Source organism: Agarivorans aestuarii (assembly GCF_019670125.1).
Classification (GTDB): Bacteria; Pseudomonadota; Gammaproteobacteria; order Enterobacterales; family Celerinatantimonadaceae; genus Agarivorans; species Agarivorans aestuarii.
Map to the genome: position 1 here is coordinate 1819771 of NZ_AP023033.1, position 23083 is coordinate 1842853.

Genomic DNA, 23083 nt, shown 5'->3' on the forward strand with positions numbered 1-23083 from the left:
TCCTGAGGTGAGCAATGATGCTGTAAAGCAAGCACGCAAAGGTATGCGTATAAGGTGGCGGACTATAAAGAAAAGTGTGAGCTATGTCGAGTTAAGTTGTACGTTGTTTGAGCATTGTTTTGCGTTAGCTTCGCTAGTTTAAACCTAAAATGGAGGGGACATTGTTTAGAGTTTTGCTAGTCGGAACGAGTTTTTAGCAGGTAAATCAGCCTTAAGGCTGTTTTAAATAAGTGTGCCAGCTTTGATTAGTTTGCTGGTACTGTTGAATACAAAACTCTTGGCGCTCTACCAAGTAGCTGGTGTCAATCTCGTTTAGCAATTTTGGGTAGCGTTTAGGGTTAGAGCCATAGACTAAACACAGGGTTGAAAAATAGCGTTGTAAATCAAAACTGTGTTCATTTATATACTCACTTAACTCGTAAAAATTGGGCTTGTCTTCCGATTCAAAAGCAAACATGTCGGCGGCACTTATCGCCACTTCATCGCCCAGTTCAACGTAGTTGAGCAATACAATGGTGGCTAAATTGTCTGCCGCATCTTCCTCTTTGCCAAGGATTGGTATTTGCTGGTCGGTAATGTAAGCGTGGCCTAACTCATGTAGCAGGGTGTGCAATAGGGTGTCTATGGCCGCATCTTCTGCGCTTATGCCATAGCGTTTTTGGTAGTTGTTATTAGCGAAAAACTCTAGGGTCTCGGCAACAAAGGCATAAGGAATGTAAATGCCATGAGCGTTAGGGTCATATAGGGGGCCGTCATTAATGCCATATTCTAAAGTGACGGCTTGTCTAAAGTTGAACAGTTGTGCGACTAACTGGCTAAAGTGCTGGTTTACATTACTGCGTTTTATAAGCGCACGGCTTTCTTTATCGGCTTGGCTTACCGCTGGTTGCATTACTATTTGAATGTGTGTTGCGTGTTGGTTTGCTAATGTCGGATAAGCAATAAGCCCCAATAAAATGGCAAGTATCTTAATAAGCTTCAATAGCAGGCCTCTAGGTATTTAGCGACTGGTGCTTTTAGCTTAGCTGTTATTTGGCTTGCTAGCCTTAGCTCGTGATGGCCTTATGTGAAGTTAAGTAAACCCAGAAATGAGCCAGCAAATCTGGGTTTAAAATTGAAGCTTGGGTAAGGCTAAAGCTTACTCAGGTACCGCGTAAGTACTAATGTTCATAAACACCGCTTGTTCCCTAAGTGGCAAAAGCGCTTGGTAATTAGGGCTGTCGTACCAGCTTTGCAAATTGCTCATACTGGGAAACTTAATTACTCCCACAGCATCATGCTCATTTGCACCACTAAGGTTGCCAGAAAATTTCCCCTTTATTACCAGCTCACCGCCAAATTCGCCCAGTGTAGAGGCTGCTTGTTGGCCATATTGCGCAAATTTTTCTGGGTCTTTTACTTGGCTTGTTGCAACAAAAAATGCAGTCATGTCTCGGTCTTCCTTTTAGTTGGCTTGCATAAAATCAAGATGTAACAGGGCATGTTAACTGCGCCCAACAAGGTACAATACTTATTGTACATATGTGTACAATTTAGTTTCGAAAGTTGATTTTGTCCATAGGTGTACAAAAATAAATCACAACATAGTTGTTTCATCTGAAGAGCAAGCTTAGATGGCCAACTTCTGGAGCAGGGAATTAGGCAGCTAAGTACAATTATGCTAATTTGTACACATGTGAACATATTGAGCCGTATCAGAAGACCATGGGTAGAGCAGCGAAGTTTGATCGTTCAGCAGCAATAGAAGATTGCATGAATGAGTTTTGGTTACATGGCTACGAGGCCTGTTCGGTTAAAGCCTTATCCGAAAAACTTGGCATAACGCGTTCCAGTTTTTATAACGCATTTGGTAGTCGCCAAGCGCTGTTTTTAGAAACCCTAGATCTATACGCCACCATTACCCCTGATCAAGTTTTAAACCAGCCAGAGCAACATACTAGTGTACTCGCGCTAATTAACGCATTTTTCGCAGATGTATGCCGTTTTAGAGCTGGCGATCCCGAAGCGCGCGGATGTTTGGTGATTAACTCGATCTCTGAGTTAGTGGCTGTAGACGAAGAGTTGGGCGAAAACCTAAGCAATATGGTGCACGCTAACATCGCCCGCTTCGAGAATTTACTGCAATTAGCGGTGGCTAATAAGGAGCTTGAAGACTTGCAAATAAGAGAAACCGCCTTGGCCTTACAAAGCCTGTTAATGGGGGTGAGCGTATTGTCGAAAGTGCTCACTAGCGAAGCAGAATTATTGGCGATAGTTAATCAAACCTTAACTGGGCTTGGTTTATCTAAATAAGCGAGTCAGCTCAGTAATACAAGGAAGTGTTATGGATAATTTGTTTGCTAATTTACCCAAAGATACCAGCCTAGAACACTTTAAAGACTTATTAGTTGCCGATGGCGTAAGAGTGGAACGTATTGTTTCTTATGGGCAGTCTTCACCCGAGAGCGGTTGGTACGACCAAGCTGAAAACGAATGGGTAAGTTTATTAGAGGGCTCGGCAGTTATAGAGTTTGAAGATGGAGAAGTAATTGCCTTAGCTAAGGGGGATTGCTTAAACATTCCCGCTCATAAAAAGCACCGAGTGGCCGAAACTACTGCAAACACTGCAACTATTTGGCTGGCCATTTTTTACAGCTAGTAAGCTCTTACAAAAGCGATCTAACGCAATATTTGTGCATTGTGTTTAGCATAAAGTGACCTTATCAATATCAATTTCGCTTTGGAGTACCACTATGTTTAAGGTAACAAAAGTTGCTGATAACCGTTTAGATATTGAATTTGGCGGCAAATTAGATGCTGAGGAAATGAAGCTAGCTTTGGATGAGCTTAGTAGCAAAGCTCAGGGCATTGAAAAGGGCCAAATGCTGTATCGAATCGAAGATTTTGCATTACCTACATTAAGTGCCATGGCAGTTGAGTTTGCCCGCATTCCTGAGATGTTCAAGTTGATCCGCCAGTTTGAGCGAGCAGCTGTGCTGTGTGATAAACAATGGGTACAAACCATTAGCGAATTGGAAGGTAAGCTTATTCCTGGCTTAAGCATTAAAGCTTTTGATATGAATCAGCTTGAACAAGCCGAACAATGGCTTAACCACTAGCTCGCCTCTTACAAAACTCTGCTACTCAATATTCGCCTTAGCTGCTAGTGTCTAAGTATTACGCTCTGCAGCCAAAGGCACTCTTATGCAACGCTCATTTCTTAAGTTTTCTCGGCTTGTTCAAGCTGGTTTTTTGTCTGTAAGTCTAATCACTGCATCAGCTTTAGCTAATGACGTTACCATTGTGGCGGCAGAGTTTACCCAAGACGGACAACGCAGCTGGAAGGTTGACGTGTCGTTATTACACGGAGATACAGGTTGGGATCACTATGCCAATATGTGGCGAGTTGTGGATGTGAATGGCCTTGTGTTGGGAGAGCGCGAACTGTTGCATCCTCATGTTAACGAGCAGCCTTTTACCCGCAGCTTAAGCAATGTGCCTCACCCAGCAGTGGGCTCAATGGTTTATATTGAGGCGCGCGATAAAGTACATGGCTGGTCACCGCAGCGCTTTGAAGTGGACTTAAGCCAAGCGCAGCAAGGGCATTTACTGGTAGAAATGCCCAAGTAAGGGATTTTGCTCGGGGGCTTAGCTGGGGGCAACTGGCAGAGTTGTTAGCAAGTGGCTTTTAGGTCAGCTTGGTCTTTTGAGTATTTCAGCATTAGCTTTAACTTGCTGTAAATTAAAAAATAATGAATTTTACTGACTTTTCGCTCTGTTATTGGCGACGTTTGCTGCTTTGGCTTTATCTCAGAAAATGTGAATTTGAAATAATTTGTTACGAATTTGTATGTTAGTCTGTATTTGGAAAGGGAAGTTTCAGATAAAATATGCAAATTAAAACACTTATAAATTTAGGGGCCGACGGGCACTCTTTTGCGGCGCTTAGTCGCATTAAACTCACCAACATTATCGCCTTGATAACCACTGTTATCTCTGGCTTGTACTCTCTCAATTATTGGTTGCTGCTCGATAACACTGTTGTTGCTTCGATCAACTTTGGTTTTACTTTGGCTTATTTTGCTACTTTAGCATTTATGCTTAAGGGTCATATATCTGGCGCTAAAACGTGGTTTTTCTCGGTGTTAATGGTGCACCTGCTCATTTGCACCAATGTTTATGTGACCAATCAAAGTGGTTTTCACCTTTACTATTTCTTAGTACCAACTGGTGCATTTTTGCTGTTTGAGTTACATCAACGACGAGAGATGCTGGCATTAAGCACTGCCTCGGTAGGTTTGTTCCTTTACTGCGAGAACACGCTTAATTTAAACCCGCTCATAGAGCTAGATGCTGCCACCAATCACTTGCTTTATCAGTCGGTGGTGTTGGTGAATATGATTGAAGTGGTGTTTGTACTCACCATTTTTGCGCGACAAATTGAAACCAATGAAAAACAACTTACCTTACAAGCGTCGACTGATTCGCTAACCGGTTTGGCTAATCGCCATTGCTTCTTTGCTAAGGGTAACGAAATGCTCGAGCATGCCAACAAGTTGCACCAAACAATGAGCTTGGTCTTACTCGATTTTGATTATTTTAAAAGCATTAATGATCGTTATGGTCATGTGGTTGGTGACTTGTGCTTAGTTGAAATAAGCAAAGAAATTAATGCGATTTGTCGCGAGCAAGACTTGTTTGCCCGTATTGGTGGCGAGGAATTTGTTATCGCCATGCCTAAAACCAACTTAGAGCAAGCGCAACAAGTAGCCGAGCGAATGCGCGAGCGGGTCTCTAAACACATTATTCCAATCGTGGGTGAAGCTAATTTTACCTGCACCGCCAGCTTTGGAGTGGCAAGTAGTAATGATGTGAAGTTATTAAAGACCTTGCTGCAACAAGCAGACAAAGCCTTGTATATGGCTAAGGAACAGGGGCGAAATTGCGTTCAGCTGTATAGTGCTTAAGCATATCGTTATTGTTTGATTCGTCGTTTTAGACAAGCTAAATCCGCTTGTTTATAACGGTGATTTAACTTGCCTAGCCTCTGGGCATGTTTACCTGCTGTTCTTTACTTAATACCTGAATCATAAGCTGTTAGTTGACCTTAAAGGTGCTGGTTAATTAGTTTAGTTTCGTCATGTTTTAATTGTCATCACTCGAACCGGAAAGCACTTTTATTTGTGCTTTTTTGTTCACTATTCGCCAAGGAATGGGCAATTAATAACGAGAGAATGACTATGAAAAAATCGATGATTGCTTTAACCATTGCTGCGGTAACGTTTGGCGCTGTACAAACTGCTAATGCATGTTCTCGCATTACCTTAGATACTCCACACGGCGTTTCGCAAGTACGTACGTTAGATTGGGGTGTACAGCTTGGAACGGTTGCTATTCTTCATCCAGTAGGCACAGAAGTAACAACTAAAGATGTACCTTCTTATAAAACTGCCGCAACTTGGACAGTAAAGTACCCAACGCTCGCTTTAGAAGAGCGTGAAGTATTTGTTGATACAGTAGGAGAGGCTATTAATGCCGCAGGCTTATCAGCGTCAACCTTGTATTTATATGACTCGGCAGAGTTTATTAAAGACTATAAAGATAACGGCGCACCGGCGGTAAACTGGGGTGATGCTGCAAGCTTTATGGCTGAAAACTTCGCTACAGTAGAAGAAGCTGTGAAAGCGTTTGAAGCCAAGCAATTCCAGTTTGCTTGGGTAGATGGTATTCATGGCGATCAGCATGGTTTACATATTTCGGTTCAAGACAAAAGCGGCGATATTGCGTTATTTGAGCTAAATAAAGGCGGGGAAATGCGGGTACACCGCGGTAGTGTGAATGATCAAATGCGGGTAATGGCTAATGCGCCACTTCAGCAATATCATGAAGCAAACGCACAAGCTGCAGGCGATATGAGCCTTACTGAAACTGGCCATAAAATTGGTTCTAGCATTTCATCGGCAGATCGTATGCTGCGTGGTTTGTACCATTCAGCAAACGTTGAATTTAAGCAAGATGCAAACTGGGCACAAACCGAAGGTAAGCTGCAGTCTACCTTTGACGCAGGCAACCTAGTACCCCAAGACATTATTGATCCCGCTAACGGCGAAACTTACGCTACTTGGATTCAATATACTTACAACTTTGACAATGGCTCATTCAAAATGCGTAATTTAGATACCTACGCAGAAATTCGCATCGATTTAGCAGAAGCCTTTAGCGCAAAAGAGGTTTCGTGTGCAAACTTGGTTGAGCAAGCAGAAACGCAATCTACAGCTGTATTTGGTAGCTGTGGTTAGCGATTAACCCGAACAATGAAGGCGGCTTTTAGTCGCCTTTTTTGTTGGCCGTGTCCAGAGTCCAGTATCCAGTGGAGAAACTTAAAGCATATGCGATTTTTTATGAAACGAATGTTGGAATGAAAGTAGACAGTTAATACAACACCGCTTAGGACAATGATGACTTAGGGTAAGCGTGATAATCTACTAGGGTCTGTTGATCTTTGCTGATGGTTTTTGCAGCAATTTCAACACCAAAGATCAACAGACCCTAATCATTAGCTTGAAAATAAGAGTTCGCATATGCAAGCCAAACATGAATGGAGAAAAAAGGAGAAGAGTTTCTATCTCCCGAAAAACAAACCAGAAACCCTTACCGTTCCTGAGTTTTCCTTTATAAGTATTCAAGGTGAGGGGAGCCCTGCAAGCAGTGCTTTTACCAAAAAGGTAGAGGCCTTATATGCGCTCGCTTACACCATTAAAATGATGCCTAAAAAAATGGATAAGCCACCGCAAGGTTATTTTGATTTTACCGTTTATCCTTTAGAAGGTGTTTGGGATATTAACGAAAAAGCAAAAGCCAACTTCGATGGCACCATTAATAAAGATGAGCTGGTATATCGTTTAATGATCCGCCAGCCAGACTTTGTCGACCAGGCGTTTTACCGTGATATGCTTGAGCTAGCAAAACAGAAAAAAGCTAACCCCTTTTTTGAAGAACTTAGTTTTGAGCAAATAGAAGAAGGGAAAACGGTACAAATGCTTCATGTAGGCCCGTTCGATAATGAGCCGCAAAGCTTTGAAAAGATGGAAGCCTTTGCCGTCGCCGAAGGCCTTGCGCGACTATCTAAAGTTCATCGAGAAATTTACCTGTCAGATCCTCGAAAAGTAACACCAGACAAGCTTAAAACCGTACTCAGGTTCCAAGTAAAATAACCAGCAACAAACAATAGATTTACCCCTGTTTGAAGCAGCTAAAATTTGAGCATAGTTTGCCAAACTATGTTTTACTTTTATTGGTGTAAATAGCCTTTTCTGCTTAGGGCTTTGTACAAGCTCCATGCTAATCTGAGAGCTTTCGCGCACAAAGCAAAACACTAATGGAGTAGTAGCAATGTTAGGTATTAACGAGTTCTGGCTATTTGTCGTTTCGGGTATTTTGCTGAATTTGATCCCAGGGCCAGACTCTTTGTATGTAATGGCGCGCAGTGCTAGCCAAGGTTTTAAAGCTGGCTCGGTGGCCGCGTTAGGCATTGGTGCGGGTACCTTTGTACATATAGCTGCGGCGGCGTTTGGTCTTTCTGCTATTTTAGCAAGTTCGGCTGCGGCTTTTGCCGTGATAAAAGTTATTGGCTGTATCTATTTGTTGTATATGGGCTTTTCGATGGCTCTTACAAAAAACACCCCCAATGCTATCTTGCACTTAAGCAACAATAAGGGCGCTGGAGCCAGCTATTCCAAAATATTTAGCCAGGGCTTTCTTACCAATAGCTTAAACCCTAAAGTGGCGTTGTTTTTTTTAGCATTTGTTCCCCAGTTTATCGACGTAGCCGAGCCAAACAAAGCCTTAGCATTTGTGGTGTTGGGTTTGGTGTTTAATCTTAACGCTATGATTTGGGGGCATATTTTAGCTTGGTTAAGTGCTTCTATTTCTCATCGCGTACAGGCAAGTGACAAAATTAAGTGTTGGTTAAATCGTGGTTTAGGCGGCTTATTTACTGCCTTTGGTATTCGCTTAGCTTTTTCTGAACTGAGCTAAAGACCGGTTACTTTCATCAAGGATTATGATGCAGCGTTCTAAGAAACAACTTCTGTTAATGATGGCCTTTTTAATGCCGTTTAGCTTTTCTATTTGGATGGTATTGCTCAACAATTTTGCCATTGAAGTCGCCCAGTTTACTGGCCGTGAAATTGGCATTTTGCAAAGCTTGCGTGAGATCCCTGGCTTTTTAGCCTTTACTGCAATTTTTGTACTGTTAGTGCTCAAAGAGCAAACTTTCGCTTTGCTCAGCCTATTAGTGTTGGCGATTGGTATTACCCTTACCGGGTTCTTCCCCAGTATTTACGGTTTGTACTTTACTACGGTACTTATGTCGGTGGGCTTTCACTATTTCGAAACGGTGAATCAATCTTTAACTCTACAGTGGATCCCAAAAGACGAAACGCCGGCCTTTATGGGCAAAGCTCTAGCAGTAAAAGGTGCAGCAGCGGTTCTAGCCTATAGCTCTTTGTGGGCCTTGCTTGAGTACACCGAGTTTGAATATGTCTCGCTTTACGCCATGTTTGGTGGAGCAACCATAATCGCGGTGTTGTTTATAGCCTTAAGGTTTCCGCATTACACCGCAGAACACGAACAACACAAACGGCTAATACTGCGCCAGCGTTATTGGCTGTTTTATACCTTGGTTTTTTTAAGTGGAGCACGTAGGCAAATCTTCGTGGTGTTTGCCGGCTTTTTAATGGTAGAGAAGTTCGGCTATTCAGTATCAGACATCGCCTTACTCTATCTCGCCAACCAAGTGCTAAACATTTTGTTTGCTGGAAAAATTGGCCAATTGATTGGGCGTATTGGTGAACGTAGAGCGTTAATTATTGAGTACACAGGGCTAATTTTTGTATTTGCTGGATATGCTTTGGTGGACACCGCAGAGTGGGCAGCGGGCTTATATATTATCGATCATCTGTTTTTTGCTATGGCGATAGCGATAAAAAGTTACTTCCAAAAAATTGCCGATCCTGCCGACATTGCCAGCTCGGCGGGGGTTAGCTTTACCATTAACCATATTGCCGCGGTGGTATTGCCCGCGTTGTTGGGGTTTGTTTGGCTGTATTCTTCATCCTTAGTATTTTGGATAGGGGCGGGCATTGCAGTGGCTTCATTGGCCTTTTCGTTTTTGGTGCCACGTCATCCCGATCTGCATCAAGAAACGACTTGGACAGTTAACGCTCGTTAGTTCACACCATAATGGTGATGCGTTTGTAATATAACCAATATGTCTTAAGTTTTTTATATTAGAACGACATTTGTTGATGGCTAAAGGGGAATCAAATGCTTAAAGTTCTACTCTTAGTATTTTCAATTTTACTCATGCAATCTGGCAAGGTTTATGCTGAAAAAATTGTTCTTGCAGCTGCTGCTGGCAGTATCCCTACCTCATATATAGAAAATGGTGAGCAAACCGGTATTTTAGTTGATGTTATAAATCAAGTATTTATGAGAGCAGGCTACACCGTTGAAATCAAGCTAATGCCATGGGCAAGGTGCTTAAGGTCGGTTGAAGAAGGAACTGTAGATGGAATATTTTCAGTATATATGACGGCTGAACGGCAAACATTTTTGAGTTACACCAGTGAGGCTCTTATTACTCAGGTACAAGCTTTTTTTGTTCCCATTGATTCGCCCATTGTCTTTGACGGTGACTTTCAACAATTGGCAGAGAAATCAATTGGTATTATCAATGGTACCAGTTATGGCCCAAAGGTTGATGCAGCTATAGAACAGGGCTTATTCAAGGCAGTTGATGAAGCTCAAAACTCTAAAAGTAATGTTAGAAAACTACTGGCTGGCCGCGTGGATTTGATACCTTCCTATCGGCATGTAGTCTTTAGTACTGCAAAAACATTAGGGGCCGCGCATCACATAAAGCAGTTATCACCTCCTATAGAAGCTATACCTAGTTACTTGGCGTTCACAAATAAACGTGACTTCTCCATTGTTATAGGTGAATACGACAAGGCACTTTCAGAAATGAAGAGCGACGGCACCTACGATAGGATTTTTGAGAAATACTTTCAATAATCCACGTCGCCAGTATTTTTACAGCCGTATTCGAACAATTGTGCTTGATCCTTATGTAAACCCTCAATCTTTCTATGCCGATTGTTATGATCACTTGCCTTGCAAAATGCAATCAGGTCTAAGAGTTTGCTTTGTAATGCCACTAACTAATTGATTAATAAGTTAAAAAAATATTGGTACGGAATTCGCTATTCAACACTTGAATCAAGTGGAGAATGCAATGGGCGAGTTACTACCAAGAATTTATTTAATCGTTGATGCGCTATGGCGTCGACGTTACTTAATTGTCTTGCCAATATTATTGATGCCAGTGGCGGGTGCCTTGGTGTCTATGCTAACCGACAAGCAGTATGCCTCGCATACCAGTATGTTGGTGCAAGAAACCGCCAGTTTAAATCCATTCTTAGAAGATTTAGCTGTCTCGGCAAACCTTGAAGGGCGCTTGGAAGCACTAACCACTTTGCTACATAGCCGCCATGTATTAAGCGAAGTAGCGATTGAGCAAGGTTTGATGTTCGAAACCGATAGCCCTAGTAAAAAAGAGCAGGTTATTAGTCAGCTTTCGGCATCTTTAAGTGTTCGCCAAGTGGGTAAAGATCTAATTCGCATTGACTATAAGTCACCAAATCCACAGGGCATGAGCCTGCTATTAGAAACCGTATCTAAGCACTTTGTAGAACAATTGCTAGCACCAGAACGCTCTTCGATTAAAGAGTCAGAGCGTTTTTTGCGCGAGCACCTAAGCCTTAGCAGCATGGAGCTAGAAGAAGCTGAAGAAGCCTTGGCTAATTACCGCACACAACACGCCGATGCCTTACCAGAGCAGCATTCATCGAACATTGAGCGTTTATCGCAGGTTCGCCAACGCCTTATTGAGCGAGAAGCAGAGCTAGCGGGGGCGAAGCAAAGCCTAGGCAGTATCGACCAACAGCTATCACGCACCAACCCAGTGTTAACCCGCTTAGAAGAACAAATTGTGTTAAACCGCGCCGAGCTTGCCACTTTAATGTCACGCTACACCGAAGGTCACTCAAAAGTACTTGCGGTGAAACGGGTATTGCGCCATTTAGAAGAAGAGCGCGCTCAAGTACTGGCTCAACCAGAATCAGGAGTAAGCAATAGCGACAGCTCAGCTTTATTGCAGCAGCAAATATCGATAACCGAATCTAACGGTGAAATGCTAATCGTGCAGGTGGAAGCCTTAATGATTGCCCGCCAGCGGGTAGACGCTTTAGCCGAAGAAGTCTCGCAGCTACGCAGCTTAGCGGCTTCCTTGCAGCGACAAGTGGGCTCGGTAGGTGAGCAAGAGAAGCAATTACGCATTCTTAACCGTAATTTGCGAGTAAAGCGTAGCCTTTATGAAAACCTGCTCACCCGCTACGAAATGGCGCAAGTTACTGGTGCGCTTGGTGTTTTTGAGCAATCAGACCGAATTAAAATCATCGACCGACCTTACACTCCCAGCGGCCCATCAACCCTTCCTTTGTGGATGTTTGTGGTAGCGGGCTTTGTTGGCGGCATCGCAGTAGGGATTAGCTTAGCGGTAATTGCCGAGCTAACAGATTCTAGCTTACGCACTATTAAAGACATAGAAAACATCGCCGGCGTATCGGTATTAAGCCGTATTCCACCGCTAAAAGAATCGCATTAAAGAGGATGACCCAATGAGTATTTGGATCCAAGTAGTACAGCACTTACAACCGGGCGGCATCGAAACCATGGCGCTAGATTTACAACGCATGGAAGAGGCGCATGAGCAAGGTGTCATCATTTCTTTAGAGGGCACCAAAGAGCAAGCGCTGGCAGCATGGCCACGTCTGCGCCCCTATACAGACCGCCTAATGTTCTTAAATAAACCCCCCGGCTTTAGTTGGAAAACACTCTGGAAGCTCACCAACTTGTTTCGCCAATGGGCGGTGCCGGTGGTGCACACCCACCATATTGGGCCACTTATTTATGGCGGCATAGCAGCGCGTTTAGCCAGAGTAAAAGTAGTGATTCATACCGAGCACGATGCATGGCATTTACGCCAGCAGCGTCGTCGCATATTGCAAAGCGCCATTCTTAAGTGGGTGAAACCGATGTTGGTGGCCGACGCAAACTTAGTGGCTGGCGAGCTTAAAGCCGCCTTAGGTGTGGCCGATGAGAATGTTCAAGTGATTAAAAACGGCGTGGATACACATAACTTTACACCGGGCAATCAGCAAGAAGCACGCAAAGCATTAGGCTTACCGAGTGATTGCCAAATCATTGGTTGTGCAGGGCGCTTAGAAGTAGAAAAAGGCCAAGCGGTGTTAATTGAAGCCCTGCCATTTTTGCCAGCCGATGTGCATTTAGCCTTAGCGGGGGATGGCTCTCAGCGGAAATGTCTTGAGCAACAGGTAGCCTCTTTACAGCTTAGTCATCGGGTGCACTTTTTAGGCGCTTTAGATTGCATGCCGCGCTTTTATCAAAGCTTAGATCTGTTTTGTTTGCCCTCTTATTTTGAAGGTTTGTCCTTGGTTATTTTAGAGGCACAAGCCTGTGAAGTGCCAGCGGTGGTCACCAATGTAGGCGCTTCTACCGAGGCATTGTGTCCGCGAACAGGCACAGTAGTAGAGCCGGGTTCGGCCTTTGCTATGGCCCAAGCCTTAGAGAAAAAGCTGGAAAAACCGAGCAGTGGTAACCCGCGCCAATTTGTAAAACAGTCGGGCGATTTACGTACCACCGCGCGCAATTATGCAGCTTTACGCCACCGTTTTTTATAAGGGGATGCTCATGAATACCTTAATCTACATAACCTTAATCGCGATGTTTTTGGTGGTTTATCATCATGCTTTATATCCGCTGCTATTAAAGCTGCTGAGCAAAGACAAACCGCAAATGAGCGAGCAAGAACAGCAAGATTTAGCGCGTAAATATCACCAGCGCGAGCAAGACCAGCAATTGCCAAGCATAGAGTTACTTATTCCTGCTTATAACGAGCAAGACTACATTGCTGCCAAGCTGATTAACCTCGCCACCTTAGATTACCCCGACGATCGCTTAAGCATTAAAATAATCTGCGATGGCTGCAGCGACGATACCGCCAGCGTGGCAAGAGCCTGCTTAGCAGACTTAATGTTTTGCAGCTTTTCAATTGAAGTTTGCGAGCAGTTACAAAACCAAGGCAAGGTGGCGGTGCTTAACCAGCATATTTCACAAAGCAAAGCCGACATTGTGGCCTTATCCGATGTCTCGGCGCTCATTTCGGTAGACGCCATGTTAATTGCCGCAAAACATTTTAGCCAAAGCCAAGTAGGGGTTGTGTGTGGCTATTATCACTTGCTCAGCCCTGGCTCGGTAGGCGAGCAAGCTTATTGGAATTACCAACGCGAAGTAAAACGCTGCGAAGCCAATATGGGCGCGCCCTTGGGAGCTCACGGTGCGTTTTACTTAATTAGAAAGTCACTGTTTAGAGTGATGCCAGACGACACCATTAATGACGATTTTGTGATCCCCATGGACATAGTCGCCCAAGGTTACAAAGCGGTTTACGAGCCTAATATTCGCGCTTTAGAGCTTGAACATGCTGCCGACAGCCAAGATCGCAGTCGCAGAAAGCGCATTGGCGCGGGCAACCTACAGCAACTTATTCGCCTTCGTCATATGTTGCTACCGCGTTTTAAAGGGGTGGCGTTTACCTTTTTCTCGGGTAAAGCCTTGCGCGTCACTATTCCTATTTTTATGTTAACCAGCTTTTTGGGCGCAATGGTGTTAAGTGCGCAATCTAGTTTGTTTACGGTGTTATTTAGCTTGCAGTTGTTAGGCTACTGCTTGGCAATGTTGCCGCGCTTATTGCCTAAGATCAAGTTGCCCGGTGCAATTGCTAGTTTGAATTATTTAGTTGAAGGGCATTTCTCTAGCATGATGGGCTGTGTAGATTACCTGCAAAAAAAGCTGAAACGCCGCTACTTTAGTCATTTTGTCAGCCCCTTAGTGGCTGTGGGTAAACGGATTTTCGATGTGTTTGGTGCAGCGCTATTGCTGCTTGTATTTAGCCCTTTATTCCCATTGGTGGCACTTGCCATAAAGCTCGATAGCAAAGGCCCGGTTTTCTACAAACAAACTCGGGTTGGCTTGGTGTCTAACAACGTAGTGCAGCTATTCGATATTCTAAAATTTAGAAGCATGCGAACCGATGCCGAGTTGGGCATTGGCGCGGTTTGGGCGACAAAACAAGACAAGCGTATTACTCGAGTAGGGCGGTTTTTACGTAAAACCCGTATCGACGAGCTACCGCAATTGATTAATGTACTAAGGGGAGAGATGTCGTTAGTAGGCCCACGACCAGAGCGCCCAGTTTTCTACCAAACCCTAGAAAACTCCATCCCTTTTTATAGCGAACGCACGGTTGGCGTTAAACCCGGCATTACCGGTTTAGCGCAGGTAAACCTAGCTTATGATTGTTCCATCGAAGATGTAAAGCAAAAGCTCGCTTACGACCATTGCTACGCATTAAGCCTTAGCCAATGCAGCTCTTGGCTCTATCAAGACATAAGTGTATTGATTAAAACAGTATGGGTTGTGTTAACAGGAAAAGGGCAATAGCCGTTGGCGTTCGGTAACAATGTTGTTGTAGTGCTGAAAGGTAAGGTTTTAACAGGCTCTAAGAAGTGAATATCGACCAAGTGCCGCTTGTAGGCTTCATTCCAGCCTTGCCGGCCAAAATCCGCAGGGCCCTGCTTCATAAACCACACAAAGAAGAGTAGCCAAGCCTTTGTATTTTTTGATAAGTTTGTTGATAGAACGAATATTGGTGGGGATGGTGCCATGAAATACAGGCTCATCTCTCGAATTATCAACTCAATAAGCGACATCTGTGGTCTCTTTGTGAACATCTAGTCCAATGAAAAACGTGCTAGATTTAGACATGTCGATCTCCTGTTCTGTTAAGACTTTGCATCTAACAGTGTGGCTCTAGTTTGACTAACCCACGATAAACGCAGGAGGTCGGCACCTTCACCGAGGATCATTATGTCTAATTGTCACAATTATTTATAGCTTGAAAGATATTAAAGGAAGATCCGAATCAGAGGATGAGCTAGTTGTCGGCTATACCGATGCAATAAAGCTGCTAGATATTTTCGAGCAACGTAATGCGCCGGTGCATGGCTGGGAAGGCTGGCTTAAATCTGAAGATGGTAAACTTAGCCACTCTCAAAAATATCAGGGAATCAGTGATCTCTCAGCTTTGCCAAACACATCAGCAATATCTCTTATAAGAAGCACTATCATGTGGGCTCATGCAGAGTGGCAAGAAAAGCCGGAAGTAAGCAATGCCTGTTTGTTGTTTTGCATTACTATTAATACCTATTAAAATAATTGTTGTTGCCTCATAGCTGATCTGCAGCGCGTTGACCGTAGCTGCCGCATAGCTGCATTGGTGTGGCTTGTCCCACTTTTTCATTTTTCCATTTTGCTACAATGGACAGCCGATAATAGCTATTGGAAGTGCAATGAGCGAGTTTGAGAATATGTGCTTAGGGAAGGAGTATGATGTTGATAGTCATGAACTTGCACAAATTAGAAATAAAGCATTTGAGTTACTCCAACAGATCAATCAACGACAGTTTGAAGCTGCCAAACCTTATGTTGCTGAGCTATTAGCGCATCTAGGTAAGGGCAGTATTATTTGCCCGCCTTTTTTATGTGAATACGGCAAGACCATTTCTGTGGGTGATAATACCTATATTAATATGGGGGTTACGATGTTAGACAACGCCCCTATTAAAATTGGTAGCAATGTACTTATTGGCCCAAATTCGCAGTTTTATACTCCAACTCACCCCTTAGACTATCAGCGTCGCAGGACATGGGAGGTTAAGTCTTTGCCAATTACGGTGGAAGATGATGTGTGGATTGGTGGAAATGTTGTTGTTTGCCAAGGCGTAACTATTGGGGCTCGCTCTGTTGTGGCAGCTGGTTCGGTTGTTACAAAAAATGTAGACCCAGATTCACTTGTTGGAGGCATGCCTGCAAAACGCATTAGAGCTCTAGTTTAGTCTCGAACAAGCAATTAACTGTTTAAGAGTTCTAAGGGTTCGTTGAGTTTTCGCAATGCGATTGTTGCTTATTGCACGCGCTTAAATGTTAAAATAAAACCTTTAAATGCTTGCTCAATGTAGTCGGTATGTACCGGTTTGGAATGGGTAGATGTGTAACCAAACTCGACCATTTTTGCACTCAGTTTGCTTTTTCTTCCACGCCCTGGGTCAACAATAATGACTTCACTAGAAGGTTTTGCATGCTCATTGATGAAGTTGGCCAGTTGCTCTATGTGTTCATCTTCATAGAGTAAATCGCTACCAATGATCATGTCGAACTGCCCTAGGGTGTCGTTCGTATCGGACCAGTCAACTCTTTCATAGTTAATGCTTTTATCACCATTTAACTTGGTATTTCTATTAAGAAATGTTTCAACTTCTGGGTGATAGTCGGTAGCGGTTATGTCGGCAAGCTGTTTGTTTAGCAGTAAACTGCTGAGCGCTATACCACAGCCCACTTCTAATATTCTTTTTGAACCTGTGTCATAGTCGGCAATATAGTGGGCGAGAACCAAGCTGGAGGGCCAAACCACACCAAATATTGGCCAAGAAGCAGAGCTTATACCGAGTTTTTCGGCAATGCCTTCCGGGTCGTGAAACTCTTGGTTATCGCGCAAAGTGCACAGGTGTATATCGGTTTTACCAAACTCAAGCGTTTGGTAGCATAGGCGTAATTCTGTCATTTGGCTGTCTCAACAAATAAATGAGCGCTCAGCCAGGTATCGACGATAAATGACAAAACGAGATGTTTCCTCTAGGGTATAGCAGTTGACTAGAATGACAATCTATTTAACATAATAATCAATGTTGTCGTGTTGCTGCGCAAAAACTGTTCCTCAGTCATTATCACTAGCTCGCACTCGCTAAGATCAATAAGTATCATGCCGAGTAAACTAATTTGAAGAAGTTGTAAAAGATGTCATTTCCTCCTTGTCCTAATTGCCAGTCTGAATATGTTTATCAAGATCAAAGCCAGCTTGTATGTCCTGAATGTGCCTTTGAGTGGAACCCTGAGGAAGTAGCAGAAGCCGAAAAGGTGATTGTGAAAGATGCTAATGGCACCTTATTGGCTGAAGGCGACAAAGTAACCTTGGCTAAAGATCTTAAAGTAAAGGGCAGCTCTTTGGTGTTAAAAATTGGTACCAAGGCAGTGATTAAGCGCATGGCCAATGGAAAAGACCATCAGTTAGATTGCAAAGTAGATGGTGCCGATGAAATGATGATAACCGCTCAGTTTGTTAAAAAATACTAGCATTTACAGTTGCTTAAACTCTTTACCGGCAAGCTCATTGAACTAGCTTGGGCAGCGGCTGAGTGAATAAATGGCCTCTTATGGGCATTCCCTGTTAGCTAATGACACTAAATTTAAATTTGTTGAAGCATATAACATTATAGTTTGACCATTTGTAATACATTAGTATGTAAATATTACAAAAGGTGAATAGGATGAATCGCTTTGGCTTTAAATCAAGTTTGTTGTCGGCAATGGCATCTATGCTTGTTTTATCTCTACTTGTAACAAGTTACCTCTCATACACGCTAATAAAAGATCAAATTACCGATAGTTTGCTACGTGACATTCATCATACTATTGACCAGAAAACACAAGAAATCGAAACCTCTTTTCAACGCACTACCGATGCGGTTAATCAGCTCGCTAAGCTGTATAAGGAAAAAGGCATTACCGATAACCACGTTGCCATGACCGAATACACTGCCCGTTTAGGCGGCGTATATAAGGTGATTATTGGTTTTGATGATGGTTCGTCGTTTGTGTCTAAGGCTTCTGAGTCTTTCCCCAATGGCGTAGGTCGCTCAGATAAATACGACCCACGCACTCGCCCTTGGTACAAAGCGGCTAAGCGCAGCAGCAGCCTATCGCTAAGTGATGTGTTTTTTACCCGTAGTGACGGCGTGCCAATGGTGGGGGTAATGCACCCCATCAACAATGGCATCATCATGGCCGATTTACGTTTTGACCACCTACAAAAAGAATTGAGTTCTTTAGGTGAAATAGCCGGAGCCAGTGGCTTGGTGCTGGATAAAAGTGGATTGGTGCTAGCTTCTACCAATGAGCAGGTAAAGCAGAAAGATAACATTGCAGATGTAGATGTGTTTGCTGGGGTTTATCAAGGCATTGTTGGCCAAGACGAAGCGATACAAACCGTTGAAGTGAATGGTCAAGCTACCTTGTTTGTTAGCCAGCGGGTTAAGTTGCTGGATGACAATGAATGGTACGTAATGATTGCCGTTGACGAGGCAATTGCCTTCGCACCTCTTAAAGCCACCAGTTACAAAATGGCCAGCATTATTACCGCCGCGACGTTGGTGTCGGTGATTATTTTGCTGTTGGTATTAAACCAACTGTATCAACCAATTATTAAACTGCGTAACTTGGTGACTGAACTTGGCGAGGGCAGTGGAGATTTAACCCAGCGCTTGGAAGTAAAAACCGACGACGACATTGGCATTATTGCCAAGGGCATTAACGGCTTTATTGCCCAATTACAAGCTATGTTGTTAGAGATTAACACTGCTCGTTCTAAACTATCTTCAGGTATCGACACCTTAGACAAACACAGTAAAAGCAGCAGCGATATTCTGCAGCAACATACTAACGAAACCACCCAAATTGTTGCCGCGATTGAGGAACTGTCGAACACCGCAGAGCTAGTGGCGGGCAATACTTCGGCGGCGGCTAAATACACCACCGAGGCGAATCAAAGCGGTGAAGACTCGGTGAAAACCATTAAGTCTACTCAACAAAAAATTGAAGCCTTAGCCAGTGAAATTCATGAAACCTCTAGCAATGTAGAGAACATGAATAACGAAACTTCGAGTATTCAAAACATTGTAGAGGTGATTGGTAGCATTGCTGAGCAAACCAACTTGCTTGCACTAAATGCTTCTATTGAAGCGGCAAGGGCAGGGGATCAAGGGCGCGGTTTTGCGGTAGTGGCCGACGAGGTGAGAGCCTTAGCAAGCCGTACTCAAAGTAGTACCAGCGAAATAGAACAGGCCTTAGCCAAACTTAAGCAAGAGGCAAGTTTAGTGGTCTCGTCGATTGGCAGTACCGAGCATACTTGTTCAGATACAGTAGACGAAGCCGATAAAACCTCGACCAGTTTGCAAAAGCTAGGCGATTTTATTCATCAAATTAATGAGTTAAATAGTCAGGTCTCTACTTCTGCCAGCGAGCAAAACATTGTGATTCAAGAGATTAATAAGAGCATGCATCAAATTCACGACATGGTTGAAAAGCTAAATAGTGAAGGGCAAAGCCAACGTAGTGAAACTCAAAGCATTGCCGCGATTAACCATGAGCTAGGCGCAATGATAAGCCAGTTTAAACTCTAGCTTGTTTATGCCATTAAACGCCCAAGCCAAGTGCTTGGGCGTTTAACTATTAGGCTGGCAGTCACCTGCAAATTGCAATTTGCGAAATCAGAATACTTCTTAATTCTAAAACCCTCCTTACCACTCTTTTTTATCTATATCCTTTTGTATTTATTGGGTATTTTTAGTTTGGCATAAAACTCGCTTTATCTGTCTTGAAATCAAGAATTGTGGAGCGAATTATGAAAATGCAACTAACTACTTCAAGCCAAGGAAACCTTACCGCTTCTATTGTTGGCGCATTTGATGCTGAGTCTTGCGCTGAGCATAAAGCGACCTTTGAAGGTATTTGTAGCGATGCGGCTAGCAAATTGGTGGTTGTGAACATGAGCCAAGTAGAGTTTTTAGACGCCTCTGGCATTGGCGCCTTGGTATTTATGTTTAAACGCATTAATGCGGCAGGCGGTCAACTTGTGTTACTTGGCGCTCAACAACAGCCTCGAGATTTGCTGGTTATGCTTCGTGTAGATCACATCATTACCATGATTGACACCTTAGCTAGCCAAGCGGATAGCGCTGAAACTTTACCTTCAATCGCCGCTTAAGCTGAGCCCCAGGAGCCTATTATGCGTAGCATTATCATCCCCGTATTGTTAACCATGACCACAGCTTGTACCGCCTGGCCAGAACAAGGACGCGGTGGTTTTGCCGAGCATCAACACGCTATATTGGCTTGGATGGACGGTGACACTGGTACCACCGATCTTCGCGAGCTGGGCCCAGAACATGGCCTGCAATTTGAAGCCGTATTAGTAAAACACCAGTTAGATTTATTGGTGCTTGAAGGCGCAGAGTTATGTTTTCCTGCATCGGTGACTCAAGCACGTATGCAGCAACAACGCATTTTGCGAGAGCTAGAAGGCGGCTTAACCTTTGATGCCGCTAATGACCTTGAAATTCAACAGCACTTTTTAAATATGTTGGAAAAGCGTTTAGACCGCGTAACCGAAAGTGGCGCCTGCCAAACCGACCGCTTAGGCCACATTCAATCTTCACAGTTAATGGTAAGCATTAGTGATGCACTCAATAGCAATAACCAATTTGCTTTTGACTCTAGCGAGCTTACGCCGGCTTACCGCGATCAGCTTCGCAACCTAACCCCGATTATTGCCGCCAGCAAGGTTTCGCTAATTGTTACTGGCCATAGCGATAGCAAGGGCGATAGCGACTACAAACAGCGTTTATCTTTAGCTCGCGCCAATGCCGTTGCAGAGTTTATGACCGAACTCGGCATGAACGAGCAGTTAATCGAAGTGGCTGCAGTGGCCGATTCACAACCTTATTTAGAAGGTAGCAGCGATGCTGTTCGCCATTCTAACCGCCGCGTCACCATCAGTGTTATTGATGCTGACAGCAACATCCTCGCTCAGCACGCCGCGCGTGCACATTAAGGAGCTTGTCATGAAATTCTTTAAATTATGTAAGTACATAGTGGCAGCATGGATGTTGTTTGGTTTTGTAATGAGCATTGTATTTAGCGCCCAAGCACAGGCCGCGAAGCCACAGGTTCAGGCGGGGGATGTAGTAAGAATTATTCTGCCGGGCGAAGCTTCACTTGATAAGAGTTTTGAAGTGGGACGAAAAGGCCGCTTAATTTTGCCAGAGGTTGGCCCAATCATGGTGTCGGGTTTTACCGAAGCACAAATGCAAGAAAAGATTAAGCGCGAATTGTCTAAGGCTTACCGCGATTTAGCTGGCTTAAAAGTATTGCTAGAAGAGCGCCGCATTCGCATTAGTGTGTTGGGCTTTGTTGGCCAGCCAGGTGAAGTAGTACTAGCTCAAGGGGCTGGCGTGCAAATGGCGATTCAAGCCGCTGGTGGTTTACGCTCTGGTGCGCAATTAGACCGGATGCAACTGCGCCGTGACAGCTTAGATGAAACTCAAGTATTTAACTACAAACGCTACTTAGATTCTGGTGATTTAAGTGTATTGCCAGAGCTAGAGTCGCTAGACGTTCTGTTTGTTCCTGCCTCACCAAAAATTGGTAATGTAGCGGTAGATTTTGACCCTAAAGCGCTAAACGATAAAGGCGATGCGGCGGAAGACCGTACCGCAGTAAAAGTGTTTGGCGAAGTATATAACCCCGGTAGCTTTTCCTTTAAAGAGTCAGCTTCACTAGTAGATATGCTAATGCGCGCGGGTGGGGTAACTCGTTACGCCAGCGTTGAGCAAATACGCGTGATTATTGATAGCGAGCCGCAACTGTTTAATCTAAAACGTTATTTGGATACCGGTGACAGCAATCTTCTACCTAGCTTAAGCGCTGGCACCACCATTTTTGTGCCAAAACAAGAAGAAGAAATTAAAGCCGGGGCTAATACCGTTTACGTAATGGGTGAAGTATTTAAGCCCGGTGCTTATGAAGGTAACAAATCAGCCGGCTTTTTAGATGTGCTAGCCAACTCTGGCGGCCCAACCCGTTTTGCAGAAACCCGCCAAATTCGGGTCATTCGCAGCAACGGCTTGGTAGAGCGTTTTGACTTGCAATCATTTACCGAAGGTCGAATTGCTCAGCTACCTGAAATTTCAGCCGGTGACGCCATATTCATCCCTGAAAAAACTGACTTAAATGAGAAGTCGTGGACCAAGGTTTCGCCTAACCGCGCGGTAAAAGTTATGGGTGAAGTAAACCGCCCTGGCCGTTTTGAGTGGGCCAACGAAATGAACCTAATGGACTTGTTAGCCCATGCTGGCGGCCCTAAACCTAATGCCGACATGGCAAAAATCACCGTATTGTTTAGCGATGCTAACGGTAATACTCGCTCGGTTAACTTTGACCTTAACGCCTACCTAAACGGCGAAATCAGCAATAACAGCATGCCGCGCATTGTTGCTGGAACCACTATTATGGTGCCGCAACTACCTGATGACCCAAGTGACAACAAATCACAGTGGGTGCGTCAGCGCTCAGAAGATTCAATATATGTGTTTGGTCAAGTGGTTGCGCCAGGTCGCTACCGTTTTGACCCAAGCATGCACTTCCTAGACATTTTGGCAGCAGCCGATGGCCCAGCCGAGCAAGCCGACATTAGCAATGTGCGAATTAGCCATCGCAACGGTAAACACTCTCGCGTTTCTAAACTGGATTTGGCGATGTATTTTGAAACCGGTGACGAGTCTTTACTGCCACAAGTGGTGCCTGGTGATTCAATCTATATTCCTGAAAAAGATCGCAACTGGTTGTCGGAGAAAAAAGAGAGCACCGTGCGTGTTCTTGGCTCGGTAAACAAGCCTGGTCGCTACCGCTTTAACGACGACATGACCTTATTAGACCTGCTAGCCGAAGCCGGTGGGGTTGATAGCGATGGCTTCCCCGAGAAAATCACCGTGGTAAACCTGTCTTGCTGTAAAGACCAAGCCCGCACCTTCAACTTACTTGAGTTCTCTAAAACCGGTGATTTTGGCATGTTGCCTGTGATTCGTGCTGGCGACACCGTGTACATTCCATCACGTGAAGAGAGCGGCTGGCATAAGGCTCGTCAAGGCATGGAAGATGTGTTCCGCATTGTCACCATTAGCGCATTGTTAGGCTTTTTATAAGCCTTGGTTTACACCCATTGTTAGTT

Annotated in this window: 23 protein-coding genes; 20 read left to right on the plus strand and 3 right to left on the minus strand. The window is 44.1% G+C overall.

The features are described from left to right. Positions 1 to 211: 211 nt before the first annotated feature. The gene (locus K5609_RS08505; RefSeq protein WP_246611962.1) at positions 212 to 982 is read right to left on the minus strand and encodes a DUF4344 domain-containing metallopeptidase; all 771 of its coding nucleotides are present in this window, start codon (positions 980 to 982) and stop codon (positions 212 to 214) included. 156 nt (positions 983 to 1138) lie between these two features. Beyond that, positions 1139 to 1429, minus strand: a complete 291-nt coding sequence (locus K5609_RS08510) for a DUF1330 domain-containing protein (RefSeq protein WP_221076783.1) — start codon at positions 1427 to 1429, stop codon at positions 1139 to 1141. Between the two features lie 275 nt (positions 1430 to 1704). Between K5609_RS08510 and K5609_RS08515 the strand changes: the two genes are divergently transcribed. The 15 genes from K5609_RS08515 (at position 1705) to K5609_RS08590 (ending at position 16079) form a co-directional block, all read left to right on the plus strand. After that, positions 1705 to 2292 (plus strand): TetR/AcrR family transcriptional regulator, encoded by a 588-nt coding sequence (locus K5609_RS08515; protein ID WP_221076784.1) that lies wholly within the window; start codon positions 1705 to 1707, stop codon positions 2290 to 2292. A 31-nt stretch (positions 2293 to 2323) separates the two neighbouring features. Then, entirely contained in the window at positions 2324 to 2638 is a 315-nt protein-coding gene (locus tag K5609_RS08520) for a cupin domain-containing protein (protein ID WP_221076785.1), read from the plus strand. A gap of 94 nt (positions 2639 to 2732) precedes the next feature. Next, positions 2733 to 3098 (plus strand): SpoIIAA family protein, encoded by a 366-nt coding sequence (locus K5609_RS08525; RefSeq protein WP_221076786.1) that lies wholly within the window; start codon positions 2733 to 2735, stop codon positions 3096 to 3098. Between the two features lie 85 nt (positions 3099 to 3183). Next, entirely contained in the window at positions 3184 to 3609 is a 426-nt protein-coding gene (locus K5609_RS08530) for a hypothetical protein (RefSeq protein WP_221076787.1), read from the plus strand. 260 nt (positions 3610 to 3869) lie between these two features. After that, positions 3870 to 4946 carry a GGDEF domain-containing protein gene (locus K5609_RS08535; protein WP_221076788.1) on the plus strand — a complete coding sequence of 359 codons (1077 nt, stop codon included), beginning with the start codon at positions 3870 to 3872 and terminating at the stop codon, positions 4944 to 4946. Positions 4947 to 5219: 273 nt separating this feature from the next. Next, the gene (locus K5609_RS08540) at positions 5220 to 6278 is read left to right on the plus strand and encodes a linear amide C-N hydrolase (RefSeq protein WP_221076789.1); all 1059 of its coding nucleotides are present in this window, start codon (positions 5220 to 5222) and stop codon (positions 6276 to 6278) included. Between the two features lie 282 nt (positions 6279 to 6560). Then, on the plus strand, positions 6561 to 7193 hold the full coding sequence (locus K5609_RS08545) for a GyrI-like domain-containing protein (RefSeq protein ID WP_221076790.1): 633 nt from the start codon (positions 6561 to 6563) through the stop codon (positions 7191 to 7193). Positions 7194 to 7371: 178 nt separating this feature from the next. Beyond that, positions 7372 to 8016: a LysE family translocator gene (locus tag K5609_RS08550; RefSeq protein WP_221076791.1), complete on the plus strand. Its 645-nt coding sequence runs from the start codon at positions 7372 to 7374 to the stop codon at positions 8014 to 8016. 28 nt (positions 8017 to 8044) lie between these two features. Then, complete coding sequence (locus K5609_RS08555) at positions 8045 to 9211, plus strand: MFS transporter (protein ID WP_221077230.1); 1167 nt, start codon at positions 8045 to 8047, stop codon at positions 9209 to 9211. A gap of 95 nt (positions 9212 to 9306) precedes the next feature. Continuing rightward, complete coding sequence (locus K5609_RS08560; RefSeq protein WP_221076792.1) at positions 9307 to 10056, plus strand: substrate-binding periplasmic protein; 750 nt, start codon at positions 9307 to 9309, stop codon at positions 10054 to 10056. A 220-nt stretch (positions 10057 to 10276) separates the two neighbouring features. After that, positions 10277 to 11707: a Wzz/FepE/Etk N-terminal domain-containing protein gene (locus tag K5609_RS08565; RefSeq protein ID WP_221076793.1), complete on the plus strand. Its 1431-nt coding sequence runs from the start codon at positions 10277 to 10279 to the stop codon at positions 11705 to 11707. A 13-nt stretch (positions 11708 to 11720) separates the two neighbouring features. Next, a complete protein-coding gene (locus K5609_RS08570) occupies positions 11721 to 12803 on the plus strand; it encodes a glycosyltransferase (RefSeq protein WP_221076794.1) in 1083 nt (360 codons plus the stop codon). Positions 12804 to 12813: 10 nt separating this feature from the next. Continuing rightward, positions 12814 to 14625 carry a sugar transferase gene (locus K5609_RS21825; RefSeq protein WP_281423341.1) on the plus strand — a complete coding sequence of 604 codons (1812 nt, stop codon included), beginning with the start codon at positions 12814 to 12816 and terminating at the stop codon, positions 14623 to 14625. Between the two features lie 454 nt (positions 14626 to 15079). Beyond that, the gene (locus tag K5609_RS08585) at positions 15080 to 15394 is read left to right on the plus strand and encodes a hypothetical protein (RefSeq protein ID WP_246611963.1); all 315 of its coding nucleotides are present in this window, start codon (positions 15080 to 15082) and stop codon (positions 15392 to 15394) included. A gap of 139 nt (positions 15395 to 15533) precedes the next feature. Further along, on the plus strand, positions 15534 to 16079 hold the full coding sequence (locus tag K5609_RS08590; RefSeq protein ID WP_221076795.1) for a sugar O-acetyltransferase: 546 nt from the start codon (positions 15534 to 15536) through the stop codon (positions 16077 to 16079). A 68-nt stretch (positions 16080 to 16147) separates the two neighbouring features. Here K5609_RS08590 and K5609_RS08595 read toward each other — a convergent pair whose 3' ends face one another. Next, positions 16148 to 16804, minus strand: coding sequence for a class I SAM-dependent methyltransferase (locus tag K5609_RS08595; RefSeq protein ID WP_221076796.1), 657 nt, complete (start codon positions 16802 to 16804; stop codon positions 16148 to 16150). A gap of 233 nt (positions 16805 to 17037) precedes the next feature. Between K5609_RS08595 and K5609_RS08600 the strand changes: the two genes are divergently transcribed. The 5 genes from K5609_RS08600 (at position 17038) to K5609_RS08620 (ending at position 23057) form a co-directional block, all read left to right on the plus strand. Next, positions 17038 to 17373: a zinc ribbon domain-containing protein YjdM gene (locus K5609_RS08600; RefSeq protein WP_221076797.1), complete on the plus strand. Its 336-nt coding sequence runs from the start codon at positions 17038 to 17040 to the stop codon at positions 17371 to 17373. 194 nt (positions 17374 to 17567) lie between these two features. Beyond that, positions 17568 to 19478 (plus strand): methyl-accepting chemotaxis protein, encoded by a 1911-nt coding sequence (locus tag K5609_RS08605; RefSeq protein WP_221076798.1) that lies wholly within the window; start codon positions 17568 to 17570, stop codon positions 19476 to 19478. Positions 19479 to 19699: 221 nt separating this feature from the next. Next, the gene (locus K5609_RS08610; protein ID WP_221076799.1) at positions 19700 to 20062 is read left to right on the plus strand and encodes an STAS domain-containing protein; all 363 of its coding nucleotides are present in this window, start codon (positions 19700 to 19702) and stop codon (positions 20060 to 20062) included. Positions 20063 to 20083: 21 nt separating this feature from the next. After that, entirely contained in the window at positions 20084 to 20908 is an 825-nt protein-coding gene (locus K5609_RS08615; RefSeq protein ID WP_221076800.1) for an OmpA family protein, read from the plus strand. A gap of 10 nt (positions 20909 to 20918) precedes the next feature. Next, positions 20919 to 23057, plus strand: coding sequence for a polysaccharide biosynthesis/export family protein (locus K5609_RS08620; protein WP_221076801.1), 2139 nt, complete (start codon positions 20919 to 20921; stop codon positions 23055 to 23057). Positions 23058 to 23083: the final 26 nt, after the last annotated feature.

Excerpts from the sequence above, each read along its gene's own strand:
- K5609_RS08510 (WP_221076783.1), bottom strand. The coding sequence starts at position 1,429 with ATGACTGCATTTTTTGTTGCAACAAGCCAAGTAAAAGACCCAGAAAAA.
- K5609_RS08515 (WP_221076784.1), top strand. The coding sequence starts at position 1,705 with ATGGGTAGAGCAGCGAAGTTTGATCGTTCAGCAGCAATAGAAGATTGC.
- K5609_RS08520 (WP_221076785.1), top strand. The coding sequence starts at position 2,324 with ATGGATAATTTGTTTGCTAATTTACCCAAAGATACCAGCCTAGAACAC.
- K5609_RS08525 (WP_221076786.1), top strand. The coding sequence starts at position 2,733 with ATGTTTAAGGTAACAAAAGTTGCTGATAACCGTTTAGATATTGAATTT.
- K5609_RS08530 (WP_221076787.1), top strand. The coding sequence starts at position 3,184 with ATGCAACGCTCATTTCTTAAGTTTTCTCGGCTTGTTCAAGCTGGTTTT.
- K5609_RS08535 (WP_221076788.1), top strand. The coding sequence starts at position 3,870 with ATGCAAATTAAAACACTTATAAATTTAGGGGCCGACGGGCACTCTTTT.
- K5609_RS08540 (WP_221076789.1), top strand. The coding sequence starts at position 5,220 with ATGAAAAAATCGATGATTGCTTTAACCATTGCTGCGGTAACGTTTGGC.
- K5609_RS08545 (WP_221076790.1), top strand. The coding sequence starts at position 6,561 with ATGCAAGCCAAACATGAATGGAGAAAAAAGGAGAAGAGTTTCTATCTC.
- K5609_RS08550 (WP_221076791.1), top strand. The coding sequence starts at position 7,372 with ATGTTAGGTATTAACGAGTTCTGGCTATTTGTCGTTTCGGGTATTTTG.
- K5609_RS08555 (WP_221077230.1), top strand. The coding sequence starts at position 8,045 with ATGCAGCGTTCTAAGAAACAACTTCTGTTAATGATGGCCTTTTTAATG.
- K5609_RS08560 (WP_221076792.1), top strand. The coding sequence starts at position 9,307 with ATGCTTAAAGTTCTACTCTTAGTATTTTCAATTTTACTCATGCAATCT.
- K5609_RS08565 (WP_221076793.1), top strand. The coding sequence starts at position 10,277 with ATGGGCGAGTTACTACCAAGAATTTATTTAATCGTTGATGCGCTATGG.
- K5609_RS08570 (WP_221076794.1), top strand. The coding sequence starts at position 11,721 with ATGAGTATTTGGATCCAAGTAGTACAGCACTTACAACCGGGCGGCATC.
- K5609_RS21825 (WP_281423341.1), top strand. The coding sequence starts at position 12,814 with ATGAATACCTTAATCTACATAACCTTAATCGCGATGTTTTTGGTGGTT.
- K5609_RS08590 (WP_221076795.1), top strand. The coding sequence starts at position 15,534 with ATGAGCGAGTTTGAGAATATGTGCTTAGGGAAGGAGTATGATGTTGAT.
- K5609_RS08595 (WP_221076796.1), bottom strand. The coding sequence starts at position 16,804 with ATGACAGAATTACGCCTATGCTACCAAACGCTTGAGTTTGGTAAAACC.
- K5609_RS08600 (WP_221076797.1), top strand. The coding sequence starts at position 17,038 with ATGTCATTTCCTCCTTGTCCTAATTGCCAGTCTGAATATGTTTATCAA.
- K5609_RS08605 (WP_221076798.1), top strand. The coding sequence starts at position 17,568 with ATGAATCGCTTTGGCTTTAAATCAAGTTTGTTGTCGGCAATGGCATCT.
- K5609_RS08610 (WP_221076799.1), top strand. The coding sequence starts at position 19,700 with ATGAAAATGCAACTAACTACTTCAAGCCAAGGAAACCTTACCGCTTCT.
- K5609_RS08615 (WP_221076800.1), top strand. The coding sequence starts at position 20,084 with ATGCGTAGCATTATCATCCCCGTATTGTTAACCATGACCACAGCTTGT.
- K5609_RS08620 (WP_221076801.1), top strand. The coding sequence starts at position 20,919 with ATGAAATTCTTTAAATTATGTAAGTACATAGTGGCAGCATGGATGTTG.